At 65.9% G+C, this 20,693-nt stretch carries 23 protein-coding genes; 1 reads left to right on the top strand and 22 read right to left on the bottom strand.

What is annotated here, in order from left to right:
• Positions 1 to 76: 76 nt before the first annotated feature.
• Genes ENJ37_05825 through ENJ37_05800 form a run of 6 tightly spaced genes read right to left on the bottom strand, consistent with a single transcriptional unit; the run spans position 77 to position 4,618 of the window.
• Positions 77 to 460: a hypothetical protein gene (locus ENJ37_05825; protein HHL40006.1), complete on the bottom strand. Its 384-nt coding sequence runs from the start codon at positions 458 to 460 to the stop codon at positions 77 to 79.
• A 22-nt stretch (positions 461 to 482) separates the two neighbouring features.
• Entirely contained in the window at positions 483 to 1,289 is an 807-nt protein-coding gene (locus ENJ37_05820; protein HHL40005.1) for a cytochrome C biogenesis protein, read from the bottom strand.
• A complete protein-coding gene (locus tag ENJ37_05815; protein HHL40004.1) occupies positions 1,286 to 2,332 on the bottom strand; it encodes a hypothetical protein in 1,047 nt (348 codons plus the stop codon). Before ENJ37_05815 ends, ENJ37_05820 begins: the two co-directional genes overlap by 4 nt.
• Positions 2,333 to 2,371: 39 nt before the next feature.
• Positions 2,372 to 3,844, bottom strand: coding sequence for a radical SAM protein (locus ENJ37_05810; protein ID HHL40003.1), 1,473 nt, complete (start codon positions 3,842 to 3,844; stop codon positions 2,372 to 2,374).
• Between the two features lie 43 nt (positions 3,845 to 3,887).
• Positions 3,888 to 4,382 (bottom strand): TlpA family protein disulfide reductase, encoded by a 495-nt coding sequence (locus ENJ37_05805; protein ID HHL40002.1) that lies wholly within the window; start codon positions 4,380 to 4,382, stop codon positions 3,888 to 3,890.
• Entirely contained in the window at positions 4,379 to 4,618 is a 240-nt protein-coding gene (locus tag ENJ37_05800) for a hypothetical protein (GenBank protein ID HHL40001.1), read from the bottom strand. The genes ENJ37_05805 and ENJ37_05800 overlap by 4 nt, the downstream gene beginning before the upstream one ends.
• Before the next feature lie 175 nt (positions 4,619 to 4,793).
• On the opposite strand from ENJ37_05800, the gene ENJ37_05795 reads away from it, so the two are divergent.
• Positions 4,794 to 5,282: a hypothetical protein gene (locus tag ENJ37_05795; GenBank protein ID HHL40000.1), complete on the top strand. Its 489-nt coding sequence runs from the start codon at positions 4,794 to 4,796 to the stop codon at positions 5,280 to 5,282.
• Positions 5,283 to 5,484: 202 nt separating this feature from the next.
• Here the strand turns inward: ENJ37_05795 and ENJ37_05790 are convergent, their stop codons facing one another.
• From ENJ37_05790 to ENJ37_05715, 16 genes are all read right to left on the bottom strand, one after another.
• Positions 5,485 to 7,662, bottom strand: coding sequence for a hypothetical protein (locus ENJ37_05790; protein HHL39999.1), 2,178 nt, complete (start codon positions 7,660 to 7,662; stop codon positions 5,485 to 5,487).
• Between the two features lie 580 nt (positions 7,663 to 8,242).
• Positions 8,243 to 9,151 carry a hypothetical protein gene (locus ENJ37_05785; GenBank protein HHL39998.1) on the bottom strand — a complete coding sequence of 303 codons (909 nt, stop codon included), beginning with the start codon at positions 9,149 to 9,151 and terminating at the stop codon, positions 8,243 to 8,245.
• A gap of 212 nt (positions 9,152 to 9,363) precedes the next feature.
• The gene (locus tag ENJ37_05780; protein HHL39997.1) at positions 9,364 to 10,317 is read right to left on the bottom strand and encodes a hypothetical protein; all 954 of its coding nucleotides are present in this window, start codon (positions 10,315 to 10,317) and stop codon (positions 9,364 to 9,366) included.
• Positions 10,318 to 10,765: 448 nt separating this feature from the next.
• Positions 10,766 to 11,254, bottom strand: a complete 489-nt coding sequence (locus ENJ37_05775) for a hypothetical protein (GenBank protein HHL39996.1) — start codon at positions 11,252 to 11,254, stop codon at positions 10,766 to 10,768.
• Positions 11,255 to 11,424: 170 nt separating this feature from the next.
• On the bottom strand, positions 11,425 to 11,997 hold the full coding sequence (locus ENJ37_05770; protein HHL39995.1) for an FMN-binding protein: 573 nt from the start codon (positions 11,995 to 11,997) through the stop codon (positions 11,425 to 11,427).
• 5 nt (positions 11,998 to 12,002) lie between these two features.
• A complete protein-coding gene (locus ENJ37_05765) occupies positions 12,003 to 13,313 on the bottom strand; it encodes a porin (protein ID HHL39994.1) in 1,311 nt (436 codons plus the stop codon).
• A gap of 86 nt (positions 13,314 to 13,399) precedes the next feature.
• Complete coding sequence (locus tag ENJ37_05760; protein HHL39993.1) at positions 13,400 to 13,600, bottom strand: hypothetical protein; 201 nt, start codon at positions 13,598 to 13,600, stop codon at positions 13,400 to 13,402.
• Positions 13,601 to 13,894: 294 nt separating this feature from the next.
• Positions 13,895 to 14,998 carry a hypothetical protein gene (locus ENJ37_05755; protein ID HHL39992.1) on the bottom strand — a complete coding sequence of 368 codons (1,104 nt, stop codon included), beginning with the start codon at positions 14,996 to 14,998 and terminating at the stop codon, positions 13,895 to 13,897.
• A gap of 331 nt (positions 14,999 to 15,329) precedes the next feature.
• On the bottom strand, positions 15,330 to 15,878 hold the full coding sequence (locus ENJ37_05750) for a hypothetical protein (GenBank protein ID HHL39991.1): 549 nt from the start codon (positions 15,876 to 15,878) through the stop codon (positions 15,330 to 15,332).
• Between the two features lie 2 nt (positions 15,879 to 15,880).
• The gene (locus tag ENJ37_05745) at positions 15,881 to 17,215 is read right to left on the bottom strand and encodes a hypothetical protein (protein ID HHL39990.1); all 1,335 of its coding nucleotides are present in this window, start codon (positions 17,213 to 17,215) and stop codon (positions 15,881 to 15,883) included.
• On the bottom strand, positions 17,215 to 18,114 hold the full coding sequence (locus ENJ37_05740; GenBank protein HHL39989.1) for a general secretion pathway protein GspK: 900 nt from the start codon (positions 18,112 to 18,114) through the stop codon (positions 17,215 to 17,217). The genes ENJ37_05745 and ENJ37_05740 overlap by 1 nt, the downstream gene beginning before the upstream one ends.
• A gap of 34 nt (positions 18,115 to 18,148) precedes the next feature.
• Positions 18,149 to 18,925, bottom strand: coding sequence for a prepilin-type N-terminal cleavage/methylation domain-containing protein (locus tag ENJ37_05735; GenBank protein HHL39988.1), 777 nt, complete (start codon positions 18,923 to 18,925; stop codon positions 18,149 to 18,151).
• 21 nt (positions 18,926 to 18,946) lie between these two features.
• Positions 18,947 to 19,321: a prepilin-type N-terminal cleavage/methylation domain-containing protein gene (locus tag ENJ37_05730; protein ID HHL39987.1), complete on the bottom strand. Its 375-nt coding sequence runs from the start codon at positions 19,319 to 19,321 to the stop codon at positions 18,947 to 18,949.
• A 1-nt stretch (position 19,322) separates the two neighbouring features.
• Positions 19,323 to 19,850 carry a prepilin-type N-terminal cleavage/methylation domain-containing protein gene (locus tag ENJ37_05725; GenBank protein ID HHL39986.1) on the bottom strand — a complete coding sequence of 176 codons (528 nt, stop codon included), beginning with the start codon at positions 19,848 to 19,850 and terminating at the stop codon, positions 19,323 to 19,325.
• A 30-nt stretch (positions 19,851 to 19,880) separates the two neighbouring features.
• Positions 19,881 to 20,276 carry a type II secretion system protein GspG gene (gene gspG, locus ENJ37_05720; protein ID HHL39985.1) on the bottom strand — a complete coding sequence of 132 codons (396 nt, stop codon included), beginning with the start codon at positions 20,274 to 20,276 and terminating at the stop codon, positions 19,881 to 19,883.
• A gap of 135 nt (positions 20,277 to 20,411) precedes the next feature.
• The coding region (locus tag ENJ37_05715) for a type II secretion system protein GspF (protein HHL39984.1) at positions 20,412 to 20,693 on the bottom strand (282 nt) is incomplete at its 5' end.

Raw genomic sequence — 20,693 nt, 5'->3', positions numbered from 1 at the left:
TGCACCCCGGCCTGCCCCTGCGGAGGCAGGGGGGGCGCCTTCCCGCCGCGCAAAGAGACTACCCCGGCGGAGAAAGTCAGGATTTGCCCTGCGCCATCCTGAACTCCCTTATCTTGCGGTGGACCTTGACCCAGAGACCGAGGCCGTAGAAGAAGAGGGCGAAGAGTATGACGTGTTTGACCATGAGGGCCGCCACCTGGTTGTTGGAGACGGCGCTCTGCCACTCGTAGTCGCCGTAGGTGAAGGCCCGCACCACTCCGGCGAGCATGACGAAGACGACCGAGCCGCCGGTGAGGTGGACCATGCGGGGATAGAGGGCCAGCACCATGCGGCGCGACTCCTCGCCGCCGCTTCGCTCCACGTAGCGGACCATCATGAGCATGCCGTATGTGCAGACCACGACCAGCGCCGTGGCGAAGTCGTGGAAGTAGTTGTTCATCATCACCAATATGCCGACCATGCGCGATACCCCCTGAAAGCCCTCAGAGAAGAGGCGTATGGACGCCGCCTATGAAGCCGATTCCGCCGAAGGTGACGAGCACGGCCGCAAGCGACGCTATGGCGAGCCACGCGGCCCTGGACCCCTTCCAGCCGTAGCTTGCCCGCAGGTGGATATTGAGGCCGTAGACGACCCAGGTGACGAGGCTCCACGTCTCTATGGGGTCCCAGCCCCAGTACCTGCCCCACAGGCCGTAGGCCCATATGGCCCCGGCGCCTATCTCGACGGTGAGGCTTACGAAGCCGAAGATGACGACCCTGAAGCAGAGCTCGTCGAGCGAGGCCAGCCGCACTTCATCGCGGCCGGCACCCCTGGCCTTGACGAGGTAGTAGACGCCCACCGCGGCGGCGACTACGAAGGCGCCGTAGGCGGCCCAGGCGAAGAAGACGTGGACCCAGAGCCAGTTGCTCTGGTAGGGCGGCGGCAGCGGCTCCACCGAGGCGGGTCCGCCCATGATGCCGTAGCCGAGCATGAGGATGACGAAGGGCGTCACGGTGACCCCCAGCACCCTGAGCTGCGGGGCCGCCCTGCCGACGGCGAGGTATATGGCGGCGACGAGCCACGAGCCGGCCAGTGCGTGCTCGAAGCGCCAGAGCACCGGCGGATGGCCCGACTCGATCCATCGGTTGGCGATGGTGGCCGAGTGGAAGAGGAAGGCCGCGACGGCTGCGAGCCAGCCCGGGCGCACGAGGGAGCGGCGGCCGAAGACCACGGCGTAGAGCATTATGAAGAAGTCGACGAAGTAGAGCCCCACCGTCGACCACAGCAGCAGGGCCTCGAGCGCCCTCACGTGGCCTCACCTCCGTTTCCCGCCGACGGGGCCGGCCCCGCGCCGTCGCGCCGCTCCAGGAGCAGCGGCCCGTAACGCATGGCAAGCCCCGCGACGATGGCCGTCCAGCTCACGAATATCCAGTAATAGGTCGGGTCCCTGACGACGTATATGACGGCGAAGGCCCTGATGTCGGCAAGGCGCAGCGTAAGGCCGTCGAAGCCGGCCGACTCCCCCACCCTGAGCACCCCCTTGAATATGTCCCTGAAGGGGTCGTCCCTGCGCGCCGCCTTTATGCCGAAGGCGGGATTTCTCGGATATGGAGACCGGGTGCCCACACCGCCGTCCTTCACGTAGAGGTCGGGAAAGAACCTCGTGTAGAAGACAAGGCCCGCCTCCGGGGCCTCGAAGGAGTCCTCCCTGGCCGTCTCACGCGCCAGCTTCACGTAACGGTCGAAGAGGACGGCCCCGCTCCGGTCGCTCAGTACGAACCGCCCGGCGTAGCCGCCGTTTTCGAGCAGAAAGGTGTAGCCGCCGCGGCGGAAGGGACCGTTTATCCGTATGGGGACCTCCACGTCCCGGAACTCGCCGCCCTCGAGAAAGGCGATGCGCGAGTACGCCGTATAGTCGACGGGATAGACGTCGTCCTTGTATCTTATAACAAAGCGTTCGAGCTTGAAAGATATAAAAGGCGCGGCCGGGCCGACGAGGGGCCTTTCGAGCACGGTCACGTAGTCGCCGTCGTCGGCCGATACGCTCATCCCCTCGAGCGCCTCCACATAGGCGGAGAACCTCACAAGGGGCGCGAAGAAGATGACGGCCACGCCGGCCATGAGCCCGCCGTGAAAGACGAGCGACCCGATGAACTTGACGCTCCTGCGCCGCCGGGCCCTGTACCTTCGAAGCGTACAGAAGAAGAGGCTCGCAAAGACGAAGGCGGGCAGCAGGACAAAGAGCGGGCTGTACAGGCCCGTGCGCCTGGCCATGAAGACGAGCAGCACGAGCGAGGCCGCCAGCAGGAAGACGGCAAAGCCCCTCGATACGAGGATGTCGACTACTCTCATGGTCCGGCGCAAGGAACCGCCCCGCGGCGCGCGGCGGGCTCAAAGCCCCGTCACCTCCTTTTCCGGCTCGCGCAGTATGGCGAGGTGGCGCTTCACTTCCTCGGGCATCTCGCCGAGGCCGCCTATCTTCTCCACGAGAAAGGAGTTGGTCATCATAAGCTTCATGGAAAAGAGCAGGTAGTCGCGCTTGAAGCGGTCCCCGATCCTTACGACCTCGTGGAGCTTGTCCATGTAGAAGCGCCTGTAGCAGTCCACTATGGCCGAGTTTATGTCGTCGAGCTCCATGGCCCGGGGCTTCACCACGGGGTCGATGAGGTTGTAGCGGCGGTAGTCCCTGACCGCCACGTGGGGGGCGAGCTCCTCGTACATGTCGGCGTACGGCCATGGCGCTATGGCGAGGAAGTGGCAGAAGTCGGGGTTGTACTCCCTGGCGAGCCGAAGGGTGCGCTCGATGGAGTCCCTCGTCTCGGCCGGAAGCCCCAGTATCATGGACGTCTCCGTTATGATGCCGTGGTCGTTGAGAAGCCCTATGGCCTCCTTGGCGTCCTCGACCTTCACGTCCTTTTTGAAGAGGTCGAGGGTGGCCTGGTCGGTCGACTCGGTGCCCACGTAGACGTGTATGATGCCGGCCCGGCGGTACTCCTTGAGTATGGCCCTGTCGCGCAGTATGTCCTCCACCCTCGTCTCCATGAGGATGTAGGAGCCCAGGTTGCGCAGAAGCAGCAGCTCGAGGAGGCGCTCCCACCTCTGCCTGTCGTATGTGGGATAGTCGTCGGTGAAGAGCACGACGTTGACGCCGTGCTCGCGCTTGAGGGTCTCCATGTCGGCGACGACCGACTCAGGGCTGCGTCCCCGCCAGCTCTGGCGCCAGAAGCGCCGCTGCGAGCAGAAGCTGCAGTCCTTGTTGCAGCCCCGCGAGGTGTCGACGGCGCCGAGCCTTGAGTCGGGTATGACGAAGTAGCGGTAGTCGTCCCAGTCGAGCAGGTCCCACGCCTTGGCAAGGGCATCGAGCTCGCCGGGCTCCATGAGGGGGCGCTGCGGCCCTGCGCCCTCGCGCGTCGCCACGCCGGCCACGGCAAGGGGGTCGCCGCCGCCCTCGAGCGCATCGAGCAGCTCGACCACCGTCTTCTCGCCCTCGCCCACGACGACGAAGTCCACGTGGGCCGAGAGGGTGAACACCTCTTCGTGCATGAAGGTAGGGTGTATGCCGCCCATTATGGTGGTGATCGACGGGTCCACGCGCTTGGCCGTCTCCATGACGGCGAGGGCGTCGGGGAAGGTGCATGTGATGGCCGATGTGGCCACGTAGCGGGGCCGCATCTGCCGTATGCGGGCCTCGATCTCGGCGTGGCCCACATCCTTCGTCATGGCGTCGTAGATGGCGGCCTCGAAGCCGGCGGCCCTGACCGCCCCGGCCAGATAGACGAGATGGAGGGGCACCCACCTGCCGGCGACCTCGACCACTCCCGCATGGTAGGGCGGGGTTATAAAGAGGATGGCGCCTTTTTTCATGGTCTCAAGGGCGAGCGGCCGACGGTCCCCTCTGCGTGCGGCCTCAGGCCGAAATCCTTTCCATTATGCTGCGTAGCCGTTCGCCCTCGACAACGCCCAGGACCCGCTCTACGAGAACGCCGTCACGGTCGATGAAGACCGTGAGCGGCAGGGTGTTCACGCCGTAGTCGCGGGCTATGGAGCCGTCCTCGTCGTAGCCCACCGGCGCCGAAAGCCCCTGGGAGCGCACGAAGTCGACTATGTTGGGCTTTCTGTCCATCACTCCCACACCCATGACAAAGACGTCGGCGTAGCCCGTGGTCACGGCGTCGAATATGCGCTTGCAGGCGTTGCACCAGCTCGCCGTGAAGTGGATGACCACGGGCCTGCCCCGAAGCTGCGACAGCGTCACGGTCCTGCCCGTCCACGAGCCGTCCGCGCCACCCACGATACGGACCGTGAAGTCGGGGCTCTGCGTCCCGGCCTCGGCTCCGGCGCATCCCTGCAGCAGCGCCGCCATCAGCAGCAGGGCGGCAAGTGCAGCGAAGGGCCTGCTCATCTCCTCCTCCACACGGCCGCCACCGCGCCGATGAGCCCGCCGAGGAGTGTGCCGGCCACCTCGTGGATGATGGCCATGTTGTGGAAAAAACCGGCGTAGGTGCCGAACCAGTAGGCCACGAAGGCGGTGCCGACCACCAGGCCCGCCGCCGCGCCGACCAACATGTGTACGGCCAGGCCGGCCGTCTTCCTGTACGGCCTGCCGCAGCCGGGACAGACCCCGTCACCTGTGGACATTCAAGCCCCCTCGAATTCCGTTATTTGATATATATCAATACCTTATCTTAACATATTAACGGGCTCTCTTCAATTAAATACTCGCATGGGTGGTGTCGAGCTCCCTGTACAAAAACAATACCGCCGGGAACAACCTCTATGAGAGAGTGTGTGTTTCGTGGTATAATCGTGGGTGATGAAGCGAACCCTTTTCTTTCTACTCGGCGCAGCCTTTCTCGCCGTCTCGTGCACGAGCGCGCAGCCCGACACCGACGAGGCCGTCAAGTCCGCCGTACTACGTTATACGCAGGGCATCATAAAGGCATACCGCGACCTCGACCCCGAGATACTCGCCTCGGTAACCTCCCAGCGGCAGTTGACGAAAGTCGACATCGTCGTCCAGTCCTTTCTCCAGGCCGACAGGGTCATGGACTCGGAGCTCTTGAGCCTCGACTTCAAGGAGATCGAAGGCGACGGTTCGAGCCGCCGGGTAAGGACCGTGGAGAAATGGCGCTACAAGTGGGTGAACGTAAAGAGCGGGGACCTCGTCGAAGGTCCCAGGGAGGTGCGTTACGAGATATCGTACACTCTGGCAAGAGAGGGCGAGTCCTGGATCGTCGAGGACGTGGAGATAATCGACGAGAGCAGGCACATCGATGTGGCCGATTCCGGCGCCCGCCCATAGCCCCGCAGCTCACCCGGCCGCGATCAACGGGAGGCCTTCCGCCGGCCCGGGGAGGGCCCACCGCCTCCACCTCCCCGCCGCCATCCATTAGGGAAACTCTGATTAATTGCTCTGAGGGAACCTTTTTGTAAAGGGTCATGGACCCCCGGTTCCCCCAGGGCCCAGGGCAATTAAGCTCCGCCGTCGTGGCCGCTGTCTTCGTTTATGGGTCCGCTCCCGACTCGTAGTCGTAGGTCGAGTACTTGTTCATAGTCCTGCCGGTATTGTGCCTGGTGCACGAGCTCATGCCGGTTATCGACCCCTCGGTCCAGCACGCGCCCGCCTGGGTGGTCGAGCCCCTGGTGACGGCGATCCAGGTGGCGCCGTTCAGGAGTCTGCGGCCCGAGTAGCTCTTGGCCCCCGTGGCCCCGGAGTATCCCCAGGGGTTCTTGCCCCACCTCGAGCCGTGGAGACCTCCGGCCGTGCCGCCGCCGTGGCAGTGCATGCAGTGGATGCCCTGCTTGGGGAGCCACGACGACGACCACGGCCGGTAGTCGTAGCTCGACACGTGGGGCTGGCGCGCATAGTTGGCCTTGGTCGGGGGGGTGGCTCCCATGCCGCCTCCGCCCATGCCGCCTCCGCCGCCACCGTCGGTGCCCTGGTCGAGGGGACCGTAGACGTCGGCGCGGTGGCAGTTGAAGCAGAAGGTCTTCTCCGTGGGCGAGACGGCGACGGTCTCGGCGTTGCCCGTCGAGTAGGAGTAGCCGCCTCCGCCCACGTAGGTGATCGTTATGGAGCGGTCCACGTCCTTGAGCATCCACCTGTTGCTCGAGCCGTGGGGGCCGATGGCCGTCGTGTTCGGGTCGCCCGATGGCGTGGTGTGGCAGTCTATGCAGGTCACGTAGCTGTCGTGGCGCCAGGGGGCGACGAAGTTGTTGGAGAGGCCGCAGCCGCCGGTGGCCGCGTCGGCGCCGGAGCCCGTGTCCCCCTGGCCCGCGGCCCCGCCGCCCGGCCAGTTGGGGTTGGCGTTGCAGGGCGGCTGGTTCTTGCCCTTGGCGAAGACAGGGTGGTAGCCGTAGTTGTCGGTGGCGAACTCGGCGGCCACGTCGGTGAGGCGCTGCCGGTTGGCCACGTAGGGCGTCTGCCCGGTCGGCGTGCCCGTCGTTGGATAGGCGGCGTCGACGGCCGACGACGACGTGAGGGTGGTGGAGGTGCCCAGGCCGAACTGGGAGTGGCACTTCAGGCAGAGCTCGTAGACGTAGTTGGTGTCGGGCTCCAGGCTGTCTATGCAGCAGGAGACGGCTCCCGTGGAGGTCGTCACGGACACGCCCCACACCCCGCGGTTCACGTTCGATATGCGCACGGGTCCGCTCGCCGTGTTCGTGCCCCCGCGATTGGTGTTGTAGGCGACCTGCTCGTCCTGATGGGAATAGGCCTTGGCCGTGTCTCCAGGGCCCTTGCCCGCCACGTGGGGGTTGTGGCAGTCCGTGCATTCGGTGTGGGGATTGTTGTCGAGCCATCCCTCGGCGAGCAAGATGGGACTCTCGCTCGCAAGGTCGTGGCGGCCGTAGTAGGAGTCCTTGCGCACGGGATGGCCGTAGGCGCCGGCAAGGGGCTTGTCTATCCAGGTCTTCACGTCCTTCGACGCCGGGCTCCCGTCGTGGCAGTTGAGACAGAGGGCCTCCTCACGCGCTATGAGCTGGCGGGGGAGCAGGCCGTTGTCGACGGTGGACGAGACGTAGAGGTTGGACGTCGACGGCGCCGTGCCCGTGTCGTAGGAGCCGCGAAGGCCGTGGGGCGTGTGGCACTGGAGACAGTGACCGGAGAGGAGGTTGCCCGTGCGGTCGGTCCTCGGCCACGGAGAGCCCACCCCGTAGCCGGGGTTCTTCATGACCGTGGAGTTGTAGTGGCCCGACTCCAGGTAACGGGCCTTGCCCTGGAAGAAACGCCAGTAGCCCGTCCCTCCCCCGAAGACGGGGTCGAAGTTTATGCTTTCGTGGCAGTAGAAGCAGAAGTTCTGGTCCGCACCGGCGAGACCGAGATAGGGGTTGGGACCGCCGTCGGGGTCCCATACCGAGCCCGAGGCCGGAGGCGGCTCGCTTTCGCCGAAGCTTGCGTGGACCTCGTGGCAGTGGACGCACTCGCCGGGTTTGTAGCGGCCGCCCTCGCCGGTAAGGTCGTTGTAGTAGCTTCCGTAGTCGGGGTTAACAGACCGGTCGACGCCCTGGAAGTCTATGCCGTCGACCGTGCCGCCGCCGTGCTTGGTGTCCTTGAAGGCCCCGCCCGTGGCGTAGGCCGAAGGAACGACGTGGAAGAGCGAATCAATACACGATAGAGAAGCAACAAGACAGACAGCGACCGGAACAGCTATGAAGAGAATCGTGTATCGTAGGTAACGCATATTTCACCGCTATTGTCATCGGTTGTAGTCACAAACCTCCCCATCCCCTGCGAGCCCTGGGCCGCTCCCGCTCTACTCAAGACACCCCACCGACAGCCTCCGTCCCCAAAAGACCAAGTGAGGCCGTGCTTACAGAAGCCGCCGAAGATGTAAAACAAAACTCACCGAAGAGAACAAAAAAAGACGCAACTGCGCCGCCGCTCCCCTGTGCCCCCCCTGCTGCGCCCCGTCCGCGAAGAAGAGCCCCCTGCACCCCTGTCTCCCTCGAGTGTCATCTCGCAAGACTTAAGCTCAATATGAATATTCTATTAAAAATGGTTCAGAAACGCAAAGACAAAACCGTCATACAGGGCGAAAAGCCTTGCTACACCCTTATTCCATGATACTTTTCCAGGTCCATTCTGTCAAGATGAAATATAACAAACATACCACGACTGCAGCGGTCACGCTCAAAGGATATAACAAAAGGAAGAATCCGGCGCACTCACGGCGAGTGTGGAGAGGAATGGCGGCTAAGACAAAAAAGCCGCTCCGGGCTACTTCCGGCTCGGAGCGGCTTTGCCGGCCCGTGGCGGGCCCTCTAAGCGGAGCGTCCCAGCCTCCCGGCCGCCGTGAGACCGAGGAAGACGGCCGCTCCCGTAAGGAGAAGCGTCGAGGGCTCCGGCACCGCGGCGGGCGAGGAGGTGATGCTGGCGCCGGTGCCGGTGCCGTAGAAGGGCCCGCCGCCGCCGGTGGAGTAGAGTTGGGACGGGTCGCCGAGCTTGGCGTAGGACGAGGCGTAGAGGGAGTTATTGAGGCCGCTAACGGAGGCGGTGAGGGTGTAGCCCACGGTGGACGAACTGCCGGCGGCGAGGGTGCCGAGCGGGATCGACAGGTTGAAGGCGCTCCAGTTATAGTAGGTGCCGCCGGGGCCGGGGGTCGGCAAGCCCCCTCCGAAGGGCGTCGTGCTCGTGCCGGTAGCGGTGAGTGTAGCCGGCGTTGTGGACGGATAGGGCTGGTGGAGTGTAGTCGTATTGGACCACACTATCGACGAGTCGAGCGTCACCTCCAGGGATATGGACGCCGTGGCGAAGTCGCCGGGCACGGCCCAGTCGTCGAGGTACGTGAAGAGCGAGCCGCCGACGATGCTCAGATCGAGCGTGTAGGCTTGCGCTCCGGCGGTGGTGTTGGAGATGCCGAGGCTCCACGTGGAGACGGCCTGGGCGCTGTAGCCGTCGTTCCACCCCCACCCCTCGCCGCCAGCGTAGACGGCCGTGCTCAGGTCGGAGGCCGTCGTCGCCACGCCGCCAGTGGTGGAATAAATGCCATACGAAGCGGCTACGGCCTTGACCGTTGCGGGGGGTGGACCGCTCTTAGCGTCCGTGACGGCCCCGCCCGTGTCCGTCTGGCCCGTGACGTTCGCGCCTATGGAGAGGGCCCGCGCCGGGCCGGCGAGGCCCAGCAAAACACCGAGCACCGCCACCAAGGCGGCAAGTCTCTTCTTCATCATCCCTCCGATCTCCTTTCTCCCGGGAACCCCCGGTGAGGGTTCCGAAGTCTTCCGCCGGTGAAGCGGTGTTGCAAGGGGTGGACCCGCGAAGCGCGCCCCCGCAGGCCCCTGTCACCGGGGGGCCTGCTCACCTGGACTGCCGTGAGGCTCCCCGTGCCGCGCTCCGGGCTACTTCCGGCTCGGAGCGGCTTCGCTGGCCCGTGGCGGGCCCTCTAAGCGGAGCGTCCCAGCCTCCCGGCCGCCGTGAGACCGAGGAAGACGGCCGCTCCCGTAAGGAGAAGCGTCGAGGGCTCAGGCACCGCGGCGGGCGAGGAGGTGATGCTGACGCCGACGCCGGTGCCGTAGAAGGGCCCGCCGCCGCCGGTGGAGTAGAGTTGGGGCGGGTCGCCGAGAAGGGCGTCGGACGAGGCATCGGAGGAGCTATTGTGGATGCTGCCGCTAACGGAGGCGGTGAGAGTATAGCCCACGGTGGACGACCCGCCGGGGGCGAGGGTGCCGAGGGGGATCGACAGGGTGAAAGGGCTCCACTCATACTCCCACTCAGAGTAGGTACTGCCGGAGTCGACGAGGCTCAGAGAGCCCCCTCCGAAGGGCGTCGTGCTCGTGCCGGCAGCGGTGAGTGTAGGCGGCGCTGTGGACGGATAGATCTGGTGGAGCGTGGTCGTATTGGACCACACTACCGACGAGTCGAGCGTCACCTCCAGGGATATGGACGCCGTGGCGAAGTCGCCGGGCACGGCCCCGCTGATGCGTCTCGTGTTGAGAAAGCCGTCGACGATGCTCAGATCAAGCGTGTAGGCTTTCGCTCCGGCGGTGGTGTTGGAGATGCCGAGGCTCCACGTGGAGACGGCCTGGGCGCTGTAGCTTTCGTTGTTGATGTTGTTGATCCAACTCCCCCGCCCAAAGCCGCCAGCGTAGACGGCCGTGCTCAGGTCGCCGGCCGTCGTCGCAACGGCGCTGGTAAGGGCGGAGTCTGAAGGGCTTAACGAAACGACAGAGGCCTTGACCGTTGAAGGGGGTGGACCGCTCTTAGAGTCCGTGACGGTCCCGCCCGTGCCCGTCTGGGCCGTGACGTTCGCGCCTATGGAGAGGGCCCACGCCTGGCCGGCAAGGCCCAGCAAAACGCCAACTACCGCCAGCAAGGCGGCAAGTCTCTTCTTCATCATCCCTCCGATCTCCTTTCTCTCGGGAACCCCCGGTGAGGGTTCCGAACTCTTCCGCCGGTGAAGCGGTATTGCAAGGGGTGGACCCGCGAAGCGCACCCGCAGGCCCCTGTCACCGGGGGTCCAGCTCACCTGGACTGTGAACAATGCAAAAATCGTACCTCGGATGACGGCTGCCGCCCCATCTGAAGACAACTCCTTGCATTACAAAGTTTTTTCAATAAGAGGTTTGAAATCGCCCGGGGAAGCGCCGGGAGCCGCGGGGAAAAGTGTCAACATATGCTGACGCCAGGGGGGCGGCACGGTGCTGCCTTTCATGGAGGCTGGAGCAAGAAACCCTTACGATACCGGGGGGTTAGCCTTCCAGGCCGCAGCGGCGGCGCTCCCTCGCCGCGCCGTAAAATACTTTTACACTTTCACGGACGGGTGACGAAACGGCGGCTGCGGTCTTTCACCGCCGCCGTTCGTCTCCGATGAGGGAGAGGCCCGTGAGGACGATGGAGACGCCGAGGCTTGCCTGGAAGACGATGAAGGCCCCGAGCTTGACGGCGGCGAAGGCGGCGCCGCAGTAGAGGACGAGCCAGCCGGCCCCCACGTTGAGGGCCCCCGATATGACGGTGGTCCATATGAGAAGGGCCTTGAGACGGGTTGAGACGGCGGTGAAGACGACGAGGTGGTTTACGAGGATGAAGACGAGGCCGTAGGTGAAGAGGTGGGCGTGGGTCGTCTCGAGAAGTCCCATGTAGGAGAGGGGACCGCGGAAGCTCTCCTCGTCGCCGAGATAGTAGAGGGCCACGGAGGCCGGCGTAAGCCCCATCTTCTCGTAGAAGAGCAGCAGGCTGCTCACCCAGAAGAGCGCCAACATCGCAAGCCCCGTACCGAGGGCGGCCCTTACGAGCGGGTTCGCCCCCCTGTGCCTTCCGTTTACGAGAAAGTTCATCTCCCCTCACCTCCGGGACCCAGCACTCCCTGCCCCACATGCGGTATCGAGGCGGCCCGGCCCCGGGAGTCGCCCCGCGTCAGGCGGGATTGTTACGCCTTTGCGGGCCGACTCCCGGGGCGGGGCCGCCCGCCACCACCAAAAAGAGTACGCCGGCGCGCCGCCCCTTTTCAGTCCCCTTTCTTCTCCCCCAACAGGACCTCCAGCACGGCCAGCGTCTTTCTCACCTCGGCCGTTATGGTGGCGACCGAGAGCGTGGCGCCCGTTACGGCCCTCACGTCGCGGCCGGGCCTGAGATCCTCGCCGAGGACGAGCCCCCGGAAGAGCGCGAACCATCTTTTCGAGGGCAGGTACTCGCGGGGTTCGAAGAAGGCGAGCACCTCGACGGATCGCACCCTGAGGTCGGGCTCCACGACGACGAGGGTCACGGCCTGCCGGGTCCTCACCACGTGGCTTGCGAAGACGGCGTAGCCCTGCACGGCGCCGTCCTTCACGGCCCGGTAGTAGGTGAAGAGCCCGGAGTCCACCGCAACCGCGGCGAGCTTCGACGCCGCGGCCATCTCTTCCCTGCTCAGGAAGGCGCTTACGCGCTCCACCCTGTCGGCGCCGGCGAAGACGCGCGCGAGCGCCTCGTCGCGGGTGGAGAAGACCTTGGCCGCCGCCGCGGCCGCAAGGCAGAGCACCAGGCCGGCGGCCAGGGCCGCCGGCCCGCTGCGAACGAGCGCCGAGCAACGCCGCGCCACGGTCCTCAGAATATGAAGCCCACGGCGAGGTTGAACCTGTCGACCTTGCCGGAGTCAAGCCCCGGGCCCTTGCCCTCGGGCAGGGCCGACGCCGTGTCGCGGGCCTGGTAATCGGCCTTGACGACCACGTTGGGGTGGGGCTTGTAGCCGACGCCCACGGTCAGTACCTCCCGGTCGTAGGCCGGGTTGCGCGAGACACCGGAGAAGACCTCCCTGTTGGTGTCGTAGCTCTCGTAGCGCACGAAGGGAGTGACCGACACATCGGCGCCGAGTCCGAGGACCGGCGCCGCGTCGTAGGCCGCCTCGGCGTACCATCCGCCGGCGCTCTTTCCCACGCCCGTGGCCTCGAAAGCGCTGTTGCCCCCGGTCCTGCCGTCCACGTAGATGGCCCTGAGCATGAGAGCGCCCTTCCTGAACTCGCCGTGGGCCTCCCAGAGCTTCACCGTTCCCTCCGCCTGGGAGGCCGCCAGGTCGCTCGATCCCCCGGCCCCCGCCTCGGCGCGGCTGTAGTAGTAGGAGCCGCCCACGATGAGCCCGCCGCCCACCTCGTAGTCGAGCCTCACCAGGCCGGCCGCCGGCTCGGCGTTGGCCTTGGCGCCCTTCTGGCGGCCCTTCTTGATCCAGCTCGACGTCTTGAAGAGATCGCTTCGCAGCCCGTTCAGCACGGCCGCCTTGTAGGAGAGGCGGCCGACGGCGCCGTGGGCCATGACGCCGAACTCGCGCCACGTCGACGGGATGACGAGCGATTCGAGGTCCGGGCGGATCGAGCCGTTGTAGACCGTGGGCTCGTGGTACTCGTTTATGATGCCCACGGGCACGAGTATGAGTCCTGCCCTCACGTTGAAGGCGTCGCTCAGGAGAAAGTCGAGGTACGAGAACTCGACGTAGACCTCGGGCTCCTTGTCGTCCACGTTGCCCACGCCGGCGTGCTCGTACTCGAACTCCGTGTTCATCACTATGGAGTCGCTGAACTTGTAGCCCGTGTAGAGGATGAGCCTGGTCACGTCCACCATGTCCTTCTGCGATCCGTGCCGGTAGTCGGAGTAGACTATCTCGCCGTAGCCGCCCACCGACAGGCCCGAATCCACGCCGTAGACCTTGGAGGCCGCTGGACCCAGCCCGCTGAAGGACTCGTAGGTGTCGCCGGCCACGCCGCCGAGCTTGAGGTTCTCGATCTCCTCGGCCAGTATGCCCACCTGCCTTTCGAGCTCGTTTATCCTTTCCCGGTCCGAGGCCTGCGCAGCCGGAACACAGGTCGCGGCGATCCACACGGAGAGCGCCGCAGCCGCAGCCTTCACGTTTCCCATCACTTTCATCCGCTCCTCCCTGTCACGTTTTGAAGATCCGGCTCTGGACTCGGAGGGTCTCTGGCCTCGCCCGAAAAACCGAAACATCCCCTTTCTCAAGGCGCCTTGCGCCCCGGCGCGGCCGCCGCGCTTGCGTCGAAGCCCTCGGACCATGCGGCGGGGTAGGCTATGAGTATGAGCCGCTTGCAGCGCCTGCACTTGAGCTCGACGCCCTCGGCGGTGAAGACCGCCGCCAGGCTGCCGCACAGGCACCGCTTCTCCCGCCTGGCGGAGCCCCCGCAGGTCTCTTCGATCAAGACGATCACCTCCCGTCGGCCATGAATATGAAAATGAGTATCATATTCATAAAATCGCGTCAAGAACTTTTTCGCCGCAGCCTGTCTTTTTTTTGCAGACCGCGCCGCCGCGCCGCGAGGAGACGGCCCCTGGCTGTCGGCCCGCGCCGGGCGGAATCTTTCTGCGCCTTTGCGGCCCCACAGCGAGGGGCCGTTAAGTGAGGAAGAGTGAGAGCGTTGCGGCTGCGGCATGTGGAGGGCCGGGCCGGAGAGAGGGGCTTGAGGTGTGGGGGGACGCCGCCGCGCCCCGGCGGCTCAGGGCTCGTAGGCGAGGCGCACCACCTTGGAAGGACCGAGCATGTAGAGGGCCCCGTCGGGACCGACCGCTATGTCCTTGAAGGAGGTCCTGGCGAAGGCGCCCGGTATCCAGACGGTGAAGTCGTCGTCGCGCACCTTGTTGAGCTGCTTGCCGGAGAGTACGATCCTGTAGACCCGGCCGAAGTAGGCGTCCACGAGGAAGAGGTTGCCGTGGTACTCCCCGGGAAAGGGGCCGCCCGGCGGATAGAAGGCTATGCCCGAGGGGGCCGAGGAGCGGCGGCCGAAGTCGAGCACCGGCTTGCCGATGTCGGAGAGGTCCTTGAAGCCCTTGCTGTCGCGGAAGAAGTCTTCGCCGAGCTTTCTCGCTATGTCGACCCTGTCGCTGCCGACGGGGTTGTCCTCGGTTATGTAGAGCCGGCCGTTGACCGGGTTCCAGGCGATGGCGCTTATGTTGGTGAAGCCCTTGGAGTAGACGAGAGCGCGCGGCCGGGAGGCGTCCACGGGGAGCGGCCCGCGCACGTCGATAGTCAGGACCTTGCCGAAGAGGCTGTTCTCGTCCTGCGAGAGGTCGATCCTGCCGCCGTCGCCGACGGCGAGATAGAGGCGGCCGTCGGGACCGAAGGCCATCTTGCCGCCGTTGTGCTCCGCCGTGGCGAAACCCTTTATGGAGAGCACCAGTTCCGGCTCGCCGCCCGCGCCGCCCACGTCCTTCACGCGCACGACCCGGTTCTCCATGCTCACGGGCACGGAATAGTAGAGGTAGACGTAACCGTTGCGCCCGTAGTCGGGGTCCACGGCCACGCCGAGAAGACCGCGCCCGCCACTGTGGTCGACGACGAGCTTGGTCCACTGCCGGGCCCCGCCCTCGCTCACCTTCATGACCCTGCCCGTAGCCTTCTCGACGACGAAGAGCGTGCCGTCGGGGGCGAAGGCCATGGCCGTGCAGTTCTTGAGCCTCTTGACGACCTCGCTGACTTTGAAGCCCGCTGGCAGCTTCGGCCCCGGAGGCTCCGTATCCTCGCAGCCCGCAAGGAGCGCGACCAGGCCGAAAAGCGCAAGGAGCGTCCCCACAACCTTCTTCAACTTCCCTTCCCTCACCATACCTTCAAGACTGCTCCAGGAGACCTCGACTCATCGCCCCGCGGGAAAACCTTTTTATTTGCTCTTCGAGCCGCATCCTCTCTCACGTTCGCTGAGGGGGGTTTCTTAGCCGCGCCCGCCGTCCCCCCTCCCCCAAGGTGGCGGTCTCCGCGGGGTCCGGGCCGCAAGGGCGTAAAAAAATCCCGCCCGGCGCGGACCGAACCCCCGGTACAGCCGAAGATCAGAATAACATACGATGGGGCAGGGGGAAACGCGGGCCTATGGCCCTTCTACAGAAAGTTTCCCCCAGAGCGGCCGGTCAGGGTCTTCTGAGGTCGCGTGCATGGCGGAGTCACCCTCCGGCCCTGGCAACGTGCACGACCTTGAGTTTCAGGTCGAGCGTTTCAGGGTCCTTGAAGCGGCTCTTCATGGAGAACTCCCTTACCATGAGCAGCAGCCTGTGCCTCTCGAGCTTGAAGAGGAGGTTGACCGTTTCGTTCATGTCCACTCCCTCGAAGCTCGCCTCCACGGCCCTTTCAATATAACCGTTGAGGGTCCTCTCTTCAAGGGGCTTTATGGAGGTCATGCGCTCCCGGAGGCCGCACCTGCCCGCCACCTCTTCCATGACGGCCACGAGCGATACGTCCCCTCTGGGGGCGGCGGCCCTTCTGGCGTTCACCTCGGTCGCGGCGCGGAGCCTGAGGTACTCGTCGCTGAGGTCGGTGAAGCGCTCGATGGCGGCGCGCTTGGCCTTAAGCGAGCGCGAGAGGCCATCGAAGGCGTCGCGGACGGCGAACACTCCCCACACAAGGGCGGCGAGGAGGGCAGCCGCGGCCGCCACCCCGTATACGGTGCGCCTGTCGAGGTCCTTTATGTACGAGAGATAGGCCGCCGGGTCCACAGCTACTCCCTCCGGAGCGTTACGGCGAGACTGAAGCCCGTCTTGCCGCTCGTCTTGCCCTTCACCTCGGTGAGCAGCACGTCGGAGAAGAGCTCTTCGCGCAGGAGCGCCTCCTTGAGCGCGCCGGCGCCCTCGAAGCTTGCGGCCTCGCCCACGACGACGACCCTCGGCCCCGAGGCCCGCACCTCGGTGAAGCGCACGTCGAGGCCGCGGGACGAACCGGCGCGGGCGAGGGCGGCAAGCACGTCGAGCATCCGCGGCCCGCCGAGCACGGCCGCTTCGTCGCGCAGCGTCTTGAGGCTGCTCTCCATCTGGTACAGCTCGTCCACTATGCGCGTATCCGAGGGAAAGACGCGGCGGTACGCCTCGCGGAGCGTGCGGCTGGCGACCTCGTACTCCCTGGAGAGGGTCATGTAGCGCAGGTATACGTCGCCCGCGCCGAGGCCGAGCAGACAGAGCACGAGAAAGGCCGTGACCTTGAGCCTGCGCACGGCGGCGAGCCGCTCGCGGGTGTAGGCGAACTCGCCCCTGCGGAAATCGACGGGCCAGGGGCGGCCGGAGGCGATGGAACGGCTCATGGCGTACAGGGCGAGCTTCTCCTCCGACGGCGCCGCCGCGAGGGCGAGCTCCCTGAAGGCGGCGCCGGCAAAGGCGCGGGAGAGGGCGGCCACATCCATGGCCGCCGCGTAGAAGCCGTCGACGGCCGCCCCCTCCCGCCGGAGCCACTCCATGGCGAGCTCTATGTCCTCCATGCGCCTTACGGGCTTGTAGAATAGGGGACGGCCCCCGGCATAGGCGGCAAGGCCGAAGGGGGTGAGGAGCACGGGAGCGCCAGTCTCCTCCTCCACCCCCTCAAGGAGCGCGTCGAGGAAGAAGAGCGGTGTGCCGACCCGGCACGGGTCGAAGCCCTCGGCCGAGAGCACGTCGAGACATCCGGCGAGCACCGTCTTCTCCACGGCCGCCACCATCACCCTCCCGTCCCCGAGCGCCACGGCGTCGAAGACGTAGTCGGCCGGCTCGTGGAGGAGCAGCCCCTCGAGCTCGAAGGGGAGCACCTCCAGTATCTTCCTCCTCTCCTCAAAGGGCACGGTCACGATCCTGAGCGTGATCTCCCATGGGGAGAGGGCGAAATAGAGGCGCTGGGGACGGCCGTAGCCGTCGGCGGCCATGGCACGGGCCACGGCGTGAAGCGGCGCGGCCGCGGCCTCGAAGACGGGCCGTCCCGCCGTCCGCTCCATGGGCTCGGCGTAGAAGGCCAGCTCCTCCATCCTCCTGCCCCCGTATACGCCGGCCCTCACCGCGTCGGCGGCGAACTCCACTATGACGGAATAGGACATCAGCCCTCCCTCCAGTAGAGCACGCCGCCGCCGAGCCTTATCACCGCCTCCACCTCGCGCACGGCGTCGCCGGCCGTGGCCCGCGAGAAGACCCGGAAGGTATCGCCCCTGACCTTTATCCTGTCCTGCAGGGAAAACCCTATGGTCTCGAACCCCGGCACCTTCATCACGTCGGCGCGGTCCCTGAACGGAGTGGAGGCCCTGTACTCGATTATCCTCTCGGCGAGCGACTCGTCCATATCCCCGGAGAGCGCCATCAGCACCTCCTTGCCGGCCCGGTTGATGTTGACGAGACCGTCGCCGTAGACCGTGACGAAGGGCTTTATCGTCCTCACGACCTCGGGCGTATAGCCCTTTATCATGTAAAGCTCGTCGACGCTCACGGGCATGGCGTTGCGCGGCCTGTAGGGGTCGGGCAGCGTTGCGTAGTAGTCGTAGGTCTCCGCGCCGGAGAGCCTCGGCTCGTCGTCCACGTCTATCCAGTCGGCCAGCGTCTCCACGAGCTCCGGGTCCCGGCCGAGTATGGAGAGAAGGCGCGAGTAGACGTCGTGGACTCTGTTGTTGACCGCCCCAGTGGCCGGATAGACCACGGCTAGCGATACCCTGGACGACTCGTCCGTTATCCGGAGCTCGAGCACGGTGTCCTCGTCGCTCTTTGCGTAGTAGATGCCCCCGCCGCCCGTGACGCGGTAGGGATCGGTCCTGTCGAGGATCTCTATGGCCGCCTGGGCCATCTCCACGCCCGTTGCGGCGAGCACGCTCGCCCTCTGGCTGTCGCGGTAGTTGGCCACCATCGACGTAGAGACGTACACGGCGTACACGAACTCGACGACCACGGAGACGAGAAGGGCCGTGACGAGAAGCACCACGACGAGGGCGAACCCCCGCTCTCCGCCCATGGGCGGCCGTCCCCCAGCGCCGGCGCGCCCTCCCCTACCTGATCCTCGTCCTCGCAACGGCGCTCACCTCCGTCATGTCCCCGAGCACAAGGCGCATCTTGACGGCCCGCGGCAGCGCCTTCTCGAGAGAGGCGTCCCAGGCCTTCGACCACGCAAGGCCGTTATAGAAAGTCACCTCGAACGCCCTTACGCCCCGCACCATCTCGACCCTGAACTTCTTCTTCACGTAGGGGCTCCAGACCTCGCGGTAGAGGCTTGCGCCGTCGGGCCCGTCGTCGACGAAGTAGCTCACCGCGGTGAGGTCGCTCACGGGCGCGGCGCTCAGTGGAGTGGGGTAGCCGAAGGTCGTAAAGGAGACGGTCGAGGCAACGTCCCTTTTGCGGCCCGTGAAGAAGGTGGCGCCGTCGGCGGGTCTGAAGACGGCCGACGCCACGTCGCGGCAGAAGCGGTCGGTCAGGCGCCCGGCCTGCAGGTAGGCGTCGAGCCCGGTCATGGCCGCCCCGTCGCCGGCCCTCACGGCGATGAAGAAGGTCCCGTAGAGCGCCGTCAGCACAAGGGCCGTCAGCGCCAGGGCGATGAGCGTCTCAAGGAGCGTGAAACCGCCTTCACCGGGCCTGCGCCGTCCCCGGCCGCCCGCCCCGCCGAAGGGGCCTTTTCTCCTTGACAGCGCGGCTCCGGCCGCCCCCGCCCTCCCGGGCCGCGGCGGCCAGGCAGGCGCAGGCGGAAGCGGCGCAGCCCCGAGGACACCGGAAGTCTTCCGGCGAAGGGCCGGGGCGACTCCATCGGGAAGGTCTCTTCCAGCCACACTCATCACCCGGCGGATCAACGCGCCTCACCGCGCGTCTTCGAAGGTGTAGAAGAGGAAGCGCACCTCCTCCACGCCGTCCTTGCGCACCGAGAAGCTGCGGCGCACAAGGCCCTTGAGCTCCGTCTTCTCGGCCGTCCCTTTCCAGGTGTAGCCCTCGAAGGCCCGGCCGAAGTCGCCCTCGCCCGCAAGGGACGCCCCCGTGACCGCCGCCTCCTCGACGGCCGCCCTGCCGATGATGGCGGCCAGACAGACGCCGGCCCTCGACGAGGCGACGTCGAGGTGGAAGTTGAGGCTCGATAGCAGCGTAACGACCACGCCCGCCATGATGGCCAGGGCGATCATCACCTCGAGGAGCGTAAAACCCCCCTCCCCTTCTCTACGCGGCGCCGAAGGACTCATGTCACACGTACCCCTCGGAGAGCTCCACGCGGGCGGTGTATGGATTGTAGCCTATGGTCACGACCCTGCCCGCGCCCTCCACGTGGAGTTTGAAGGGCAGGGACCCGCCGTAGGGGGCGAAGACCGTGGAGACCTCGCCGCCCGCCGCCTTGCCGAGACCGGCGACGACCACGTCGACGATCTCCGCCCCTTCGAGTTCGAAGGGACGCAGCGCAGCGTCCGCGGCCGGAACGAACTCCACGGCGTCGTGCGAGACCTCCACCCGCACCCTCTCCCCGTCGATGTCGAACCAGAGGCGGTAGTAGCGCTTCTTCGTCTCGGCGCTGTCGCCGAGATAGGTCACAAGGCCCGTGAGCCTTCTGACCGTGCTCCTCATCCTGCCGTCCTCGACAAGCCCCAGGCGCGGGGCGACTACGGCGAGGACTATGCCCAGAAGCGCCACGACCACCATGAGCTCTATGAGCGTGAAGCCGGACCGCCCGCAAGGCGCCCCGGCGGCTCCGTCACGACCTGCGCCCACTCCGCTCACCTCCCGGCGTCATCCGCCGCCCCGGCCCGCTCAATCGATCTCCCAGCTTGCGATATCGGCGTCGTAGCCCTCGCCGCCCCGCACGCCGTCGGCCCCGAGGCTCAGGATGTCGTAGTCGCCGTGGAGCCCCGGAGAGACGTAGACATAGGGGTTGCCCCAGGGGTCGAGCGGCACCCTGCGCTTTTCGAGATAGCCCCCGTCCCGCCATTTCTTCGGCAGGACTCCGACCGTGGGTTTCTCGACCAGGGCGTCGAGCCCCTGCTCGGTCGAAGGATAGACGCCGTTGTCGAGCTTGTAGAGCTTGAGCGCCGTCTCGAGGTTCTTTATCTGCACCTTCGCCTCCGTGACCTTGGCCTCGTCGGTCCTGCCCACTATGCGCGGCGCTATGACGGCGGCCAGGATGCCGAGGATTACGATGACCACCATGAGCTCTATGAGGGTGAATCCCGACACACCCGCCGAACCCCTCGCCCATCTCACGATAAGACCTCCTTTCTCAAGAGAAAGCTTCTTCGAGAGAAGCCTTTTTCAAGGAAAGCCTTCGGCCTGCCCCACGCCGCCTCAGGTCACGACCTGGTTGAGCTCGAAGAGCGGCAGCAGTATGGCCAGCACTATGAATCCCACGACGACCCCCATGACGACTATGAGGAGCGGCTCGAGCATTCCCAGGGTGGCCTTTATGCCCGCCTCCAGCTCTTTTTCGTAGGTGTCGGCCGCCGCGACGAGCATCGGGCCGAGCTCGCCGCTCTTCTCGCCTATGCCTATCATATGGACTACCACCGGCGGTATGACGGAGCGGCCCCCGTGGCCTGCCGACAGGCTCGCCGACAGGCTCGCGCCCTC

This window comes from Deltaproteobacteria bacterium (assembly GCA_011375175.1).
Lineage (GTDB): Bacteria > Desulfobacterota > GWC2-55-46 > GWC2-55-46 > DRME01 > DRME01.
This window is presented reverse-complemented; position numbering and strand designations above follow the sequence as displayed.

Bases quoted from the DNA above. Each gene is read 5' to 3' on its own strand.
- ENJ37_05825 (HHL40006.1), bottom strand. From the start codon at position 460: ATGGTCGGCATATTGGTGATGATGAACAACTACTTCCACGACTTCGCC.
- ENJ37_05815 (HHL40004.1), bottom strand. From the start codon at position 2,332: ATGAGAGTAGTCGACATCCTCGTATCGAGGGGCTTTGCCGTCTTCCTG.
- ENJ37_05810 (HHL40003.1), bottom strand. From the start codon at position 3,844: ATGAAAAAAGGCGCCATCCTCTTTATAACCCCGCCCTACCATGCGGGA.
- ENJ37_05805 (HHL40002.1), bottom strand. From the start codon at position 4,382: ATGAGCAGGCCCTTCGCTGCACTTGCCGCCCTGCTGCTGATGGCGGCG.
- ENJ37_05800 (HHL40001.1), bottom strand. From the start codon at position 4,618: ATGTCCACAGGTGACGGGGTCTGTCCCGGCTGCGGCAGGCCGTACAGG.
- ENJ37_05795 (HHL40000.1), top strand. From the start codon at position 4,794: ATGAAGCGAACCCTTTTCTTTCTACTCGGCGCAGCCTTTCTCGCCGTC.
- ENJ37_05790 (HHL39999.1), bottom strand. From the start codon at position 7,662: ATGCGTTACCTACGATACACGATTCTCTTCATAGCTGTTCCGGTCGCT.
- ENJ37_05785 (HHL39998.1), bottom strand. From the start codon at position 9,151: ATGATGAAGAAGAGACTTGCCGCCTTGGTGGCGGTGCTCGGTGTTTTG.
- ENJ37_05780 (HHL39997.1), bottom strand. From the start codon at position 10,317: ATGATGAAGAAGAGACTTGCCGCCTTGCTGGCGGTAGTTGGCGTTTTG.
- ENJ37_05775 (HHL39996.1), bottom strand. From the start codon at position 11,254: ATGAACTTTCTCGTAAACGGAAGGCACAGGGGGGCGAACCCGCTCGTA.
- ENJ37_05765 (HHL39994.1), bottom strand. From the start codon at position 13,313: ATGAAAGTGATGGGAAACGTGAAGGCTGCGGCTGCGGCGCTCTCCGTG.
- ENJ37_05755 (HHL39992.1), bottom strand. From the start codon at position 14,998: ATGGTGAGGGAAGGGAAGTTGAAGAAGGTTGTGGGGACGCTCCTTGCG.
- ENJ37_05745 (HHL39990.1), bottom strand. From the start codon at position 17,215: ATGTCCTATTCCGTCATAGTGGAGTTCGCCGCCGACGCGGTGAGGGCC.
- ENJ37_05740 (HHL39989.1), bottom strand. From the start codon at position 18,114: ATGGGCGGAGAGCGGGGGTTCGCCCTCGTCGTGGTGCTTCTCGTCACG.
- ENJ37_05735 (HHL39988.1), bottom strand. From the start codon at position 18,925: ATGAGTGTGGCTGGAAGAGACCTTCCCGATGGAGTCGCCCCGGCCCTT.
- ENJ37_05730 (HHL39987.1), bottom strand. From the start codon at position 19,321: ATGAGTCCTTCGGCGCCGCGTAGAGAAGGGGAGGGGGGTTTTACGCTC.
- gspG (HHL39985.1), bottom strand. From the start codon at position 20,276: ATGGTGGTCATCGTAATCCTCGGCATCCTGGCCGCCGTCATAGCGCCG.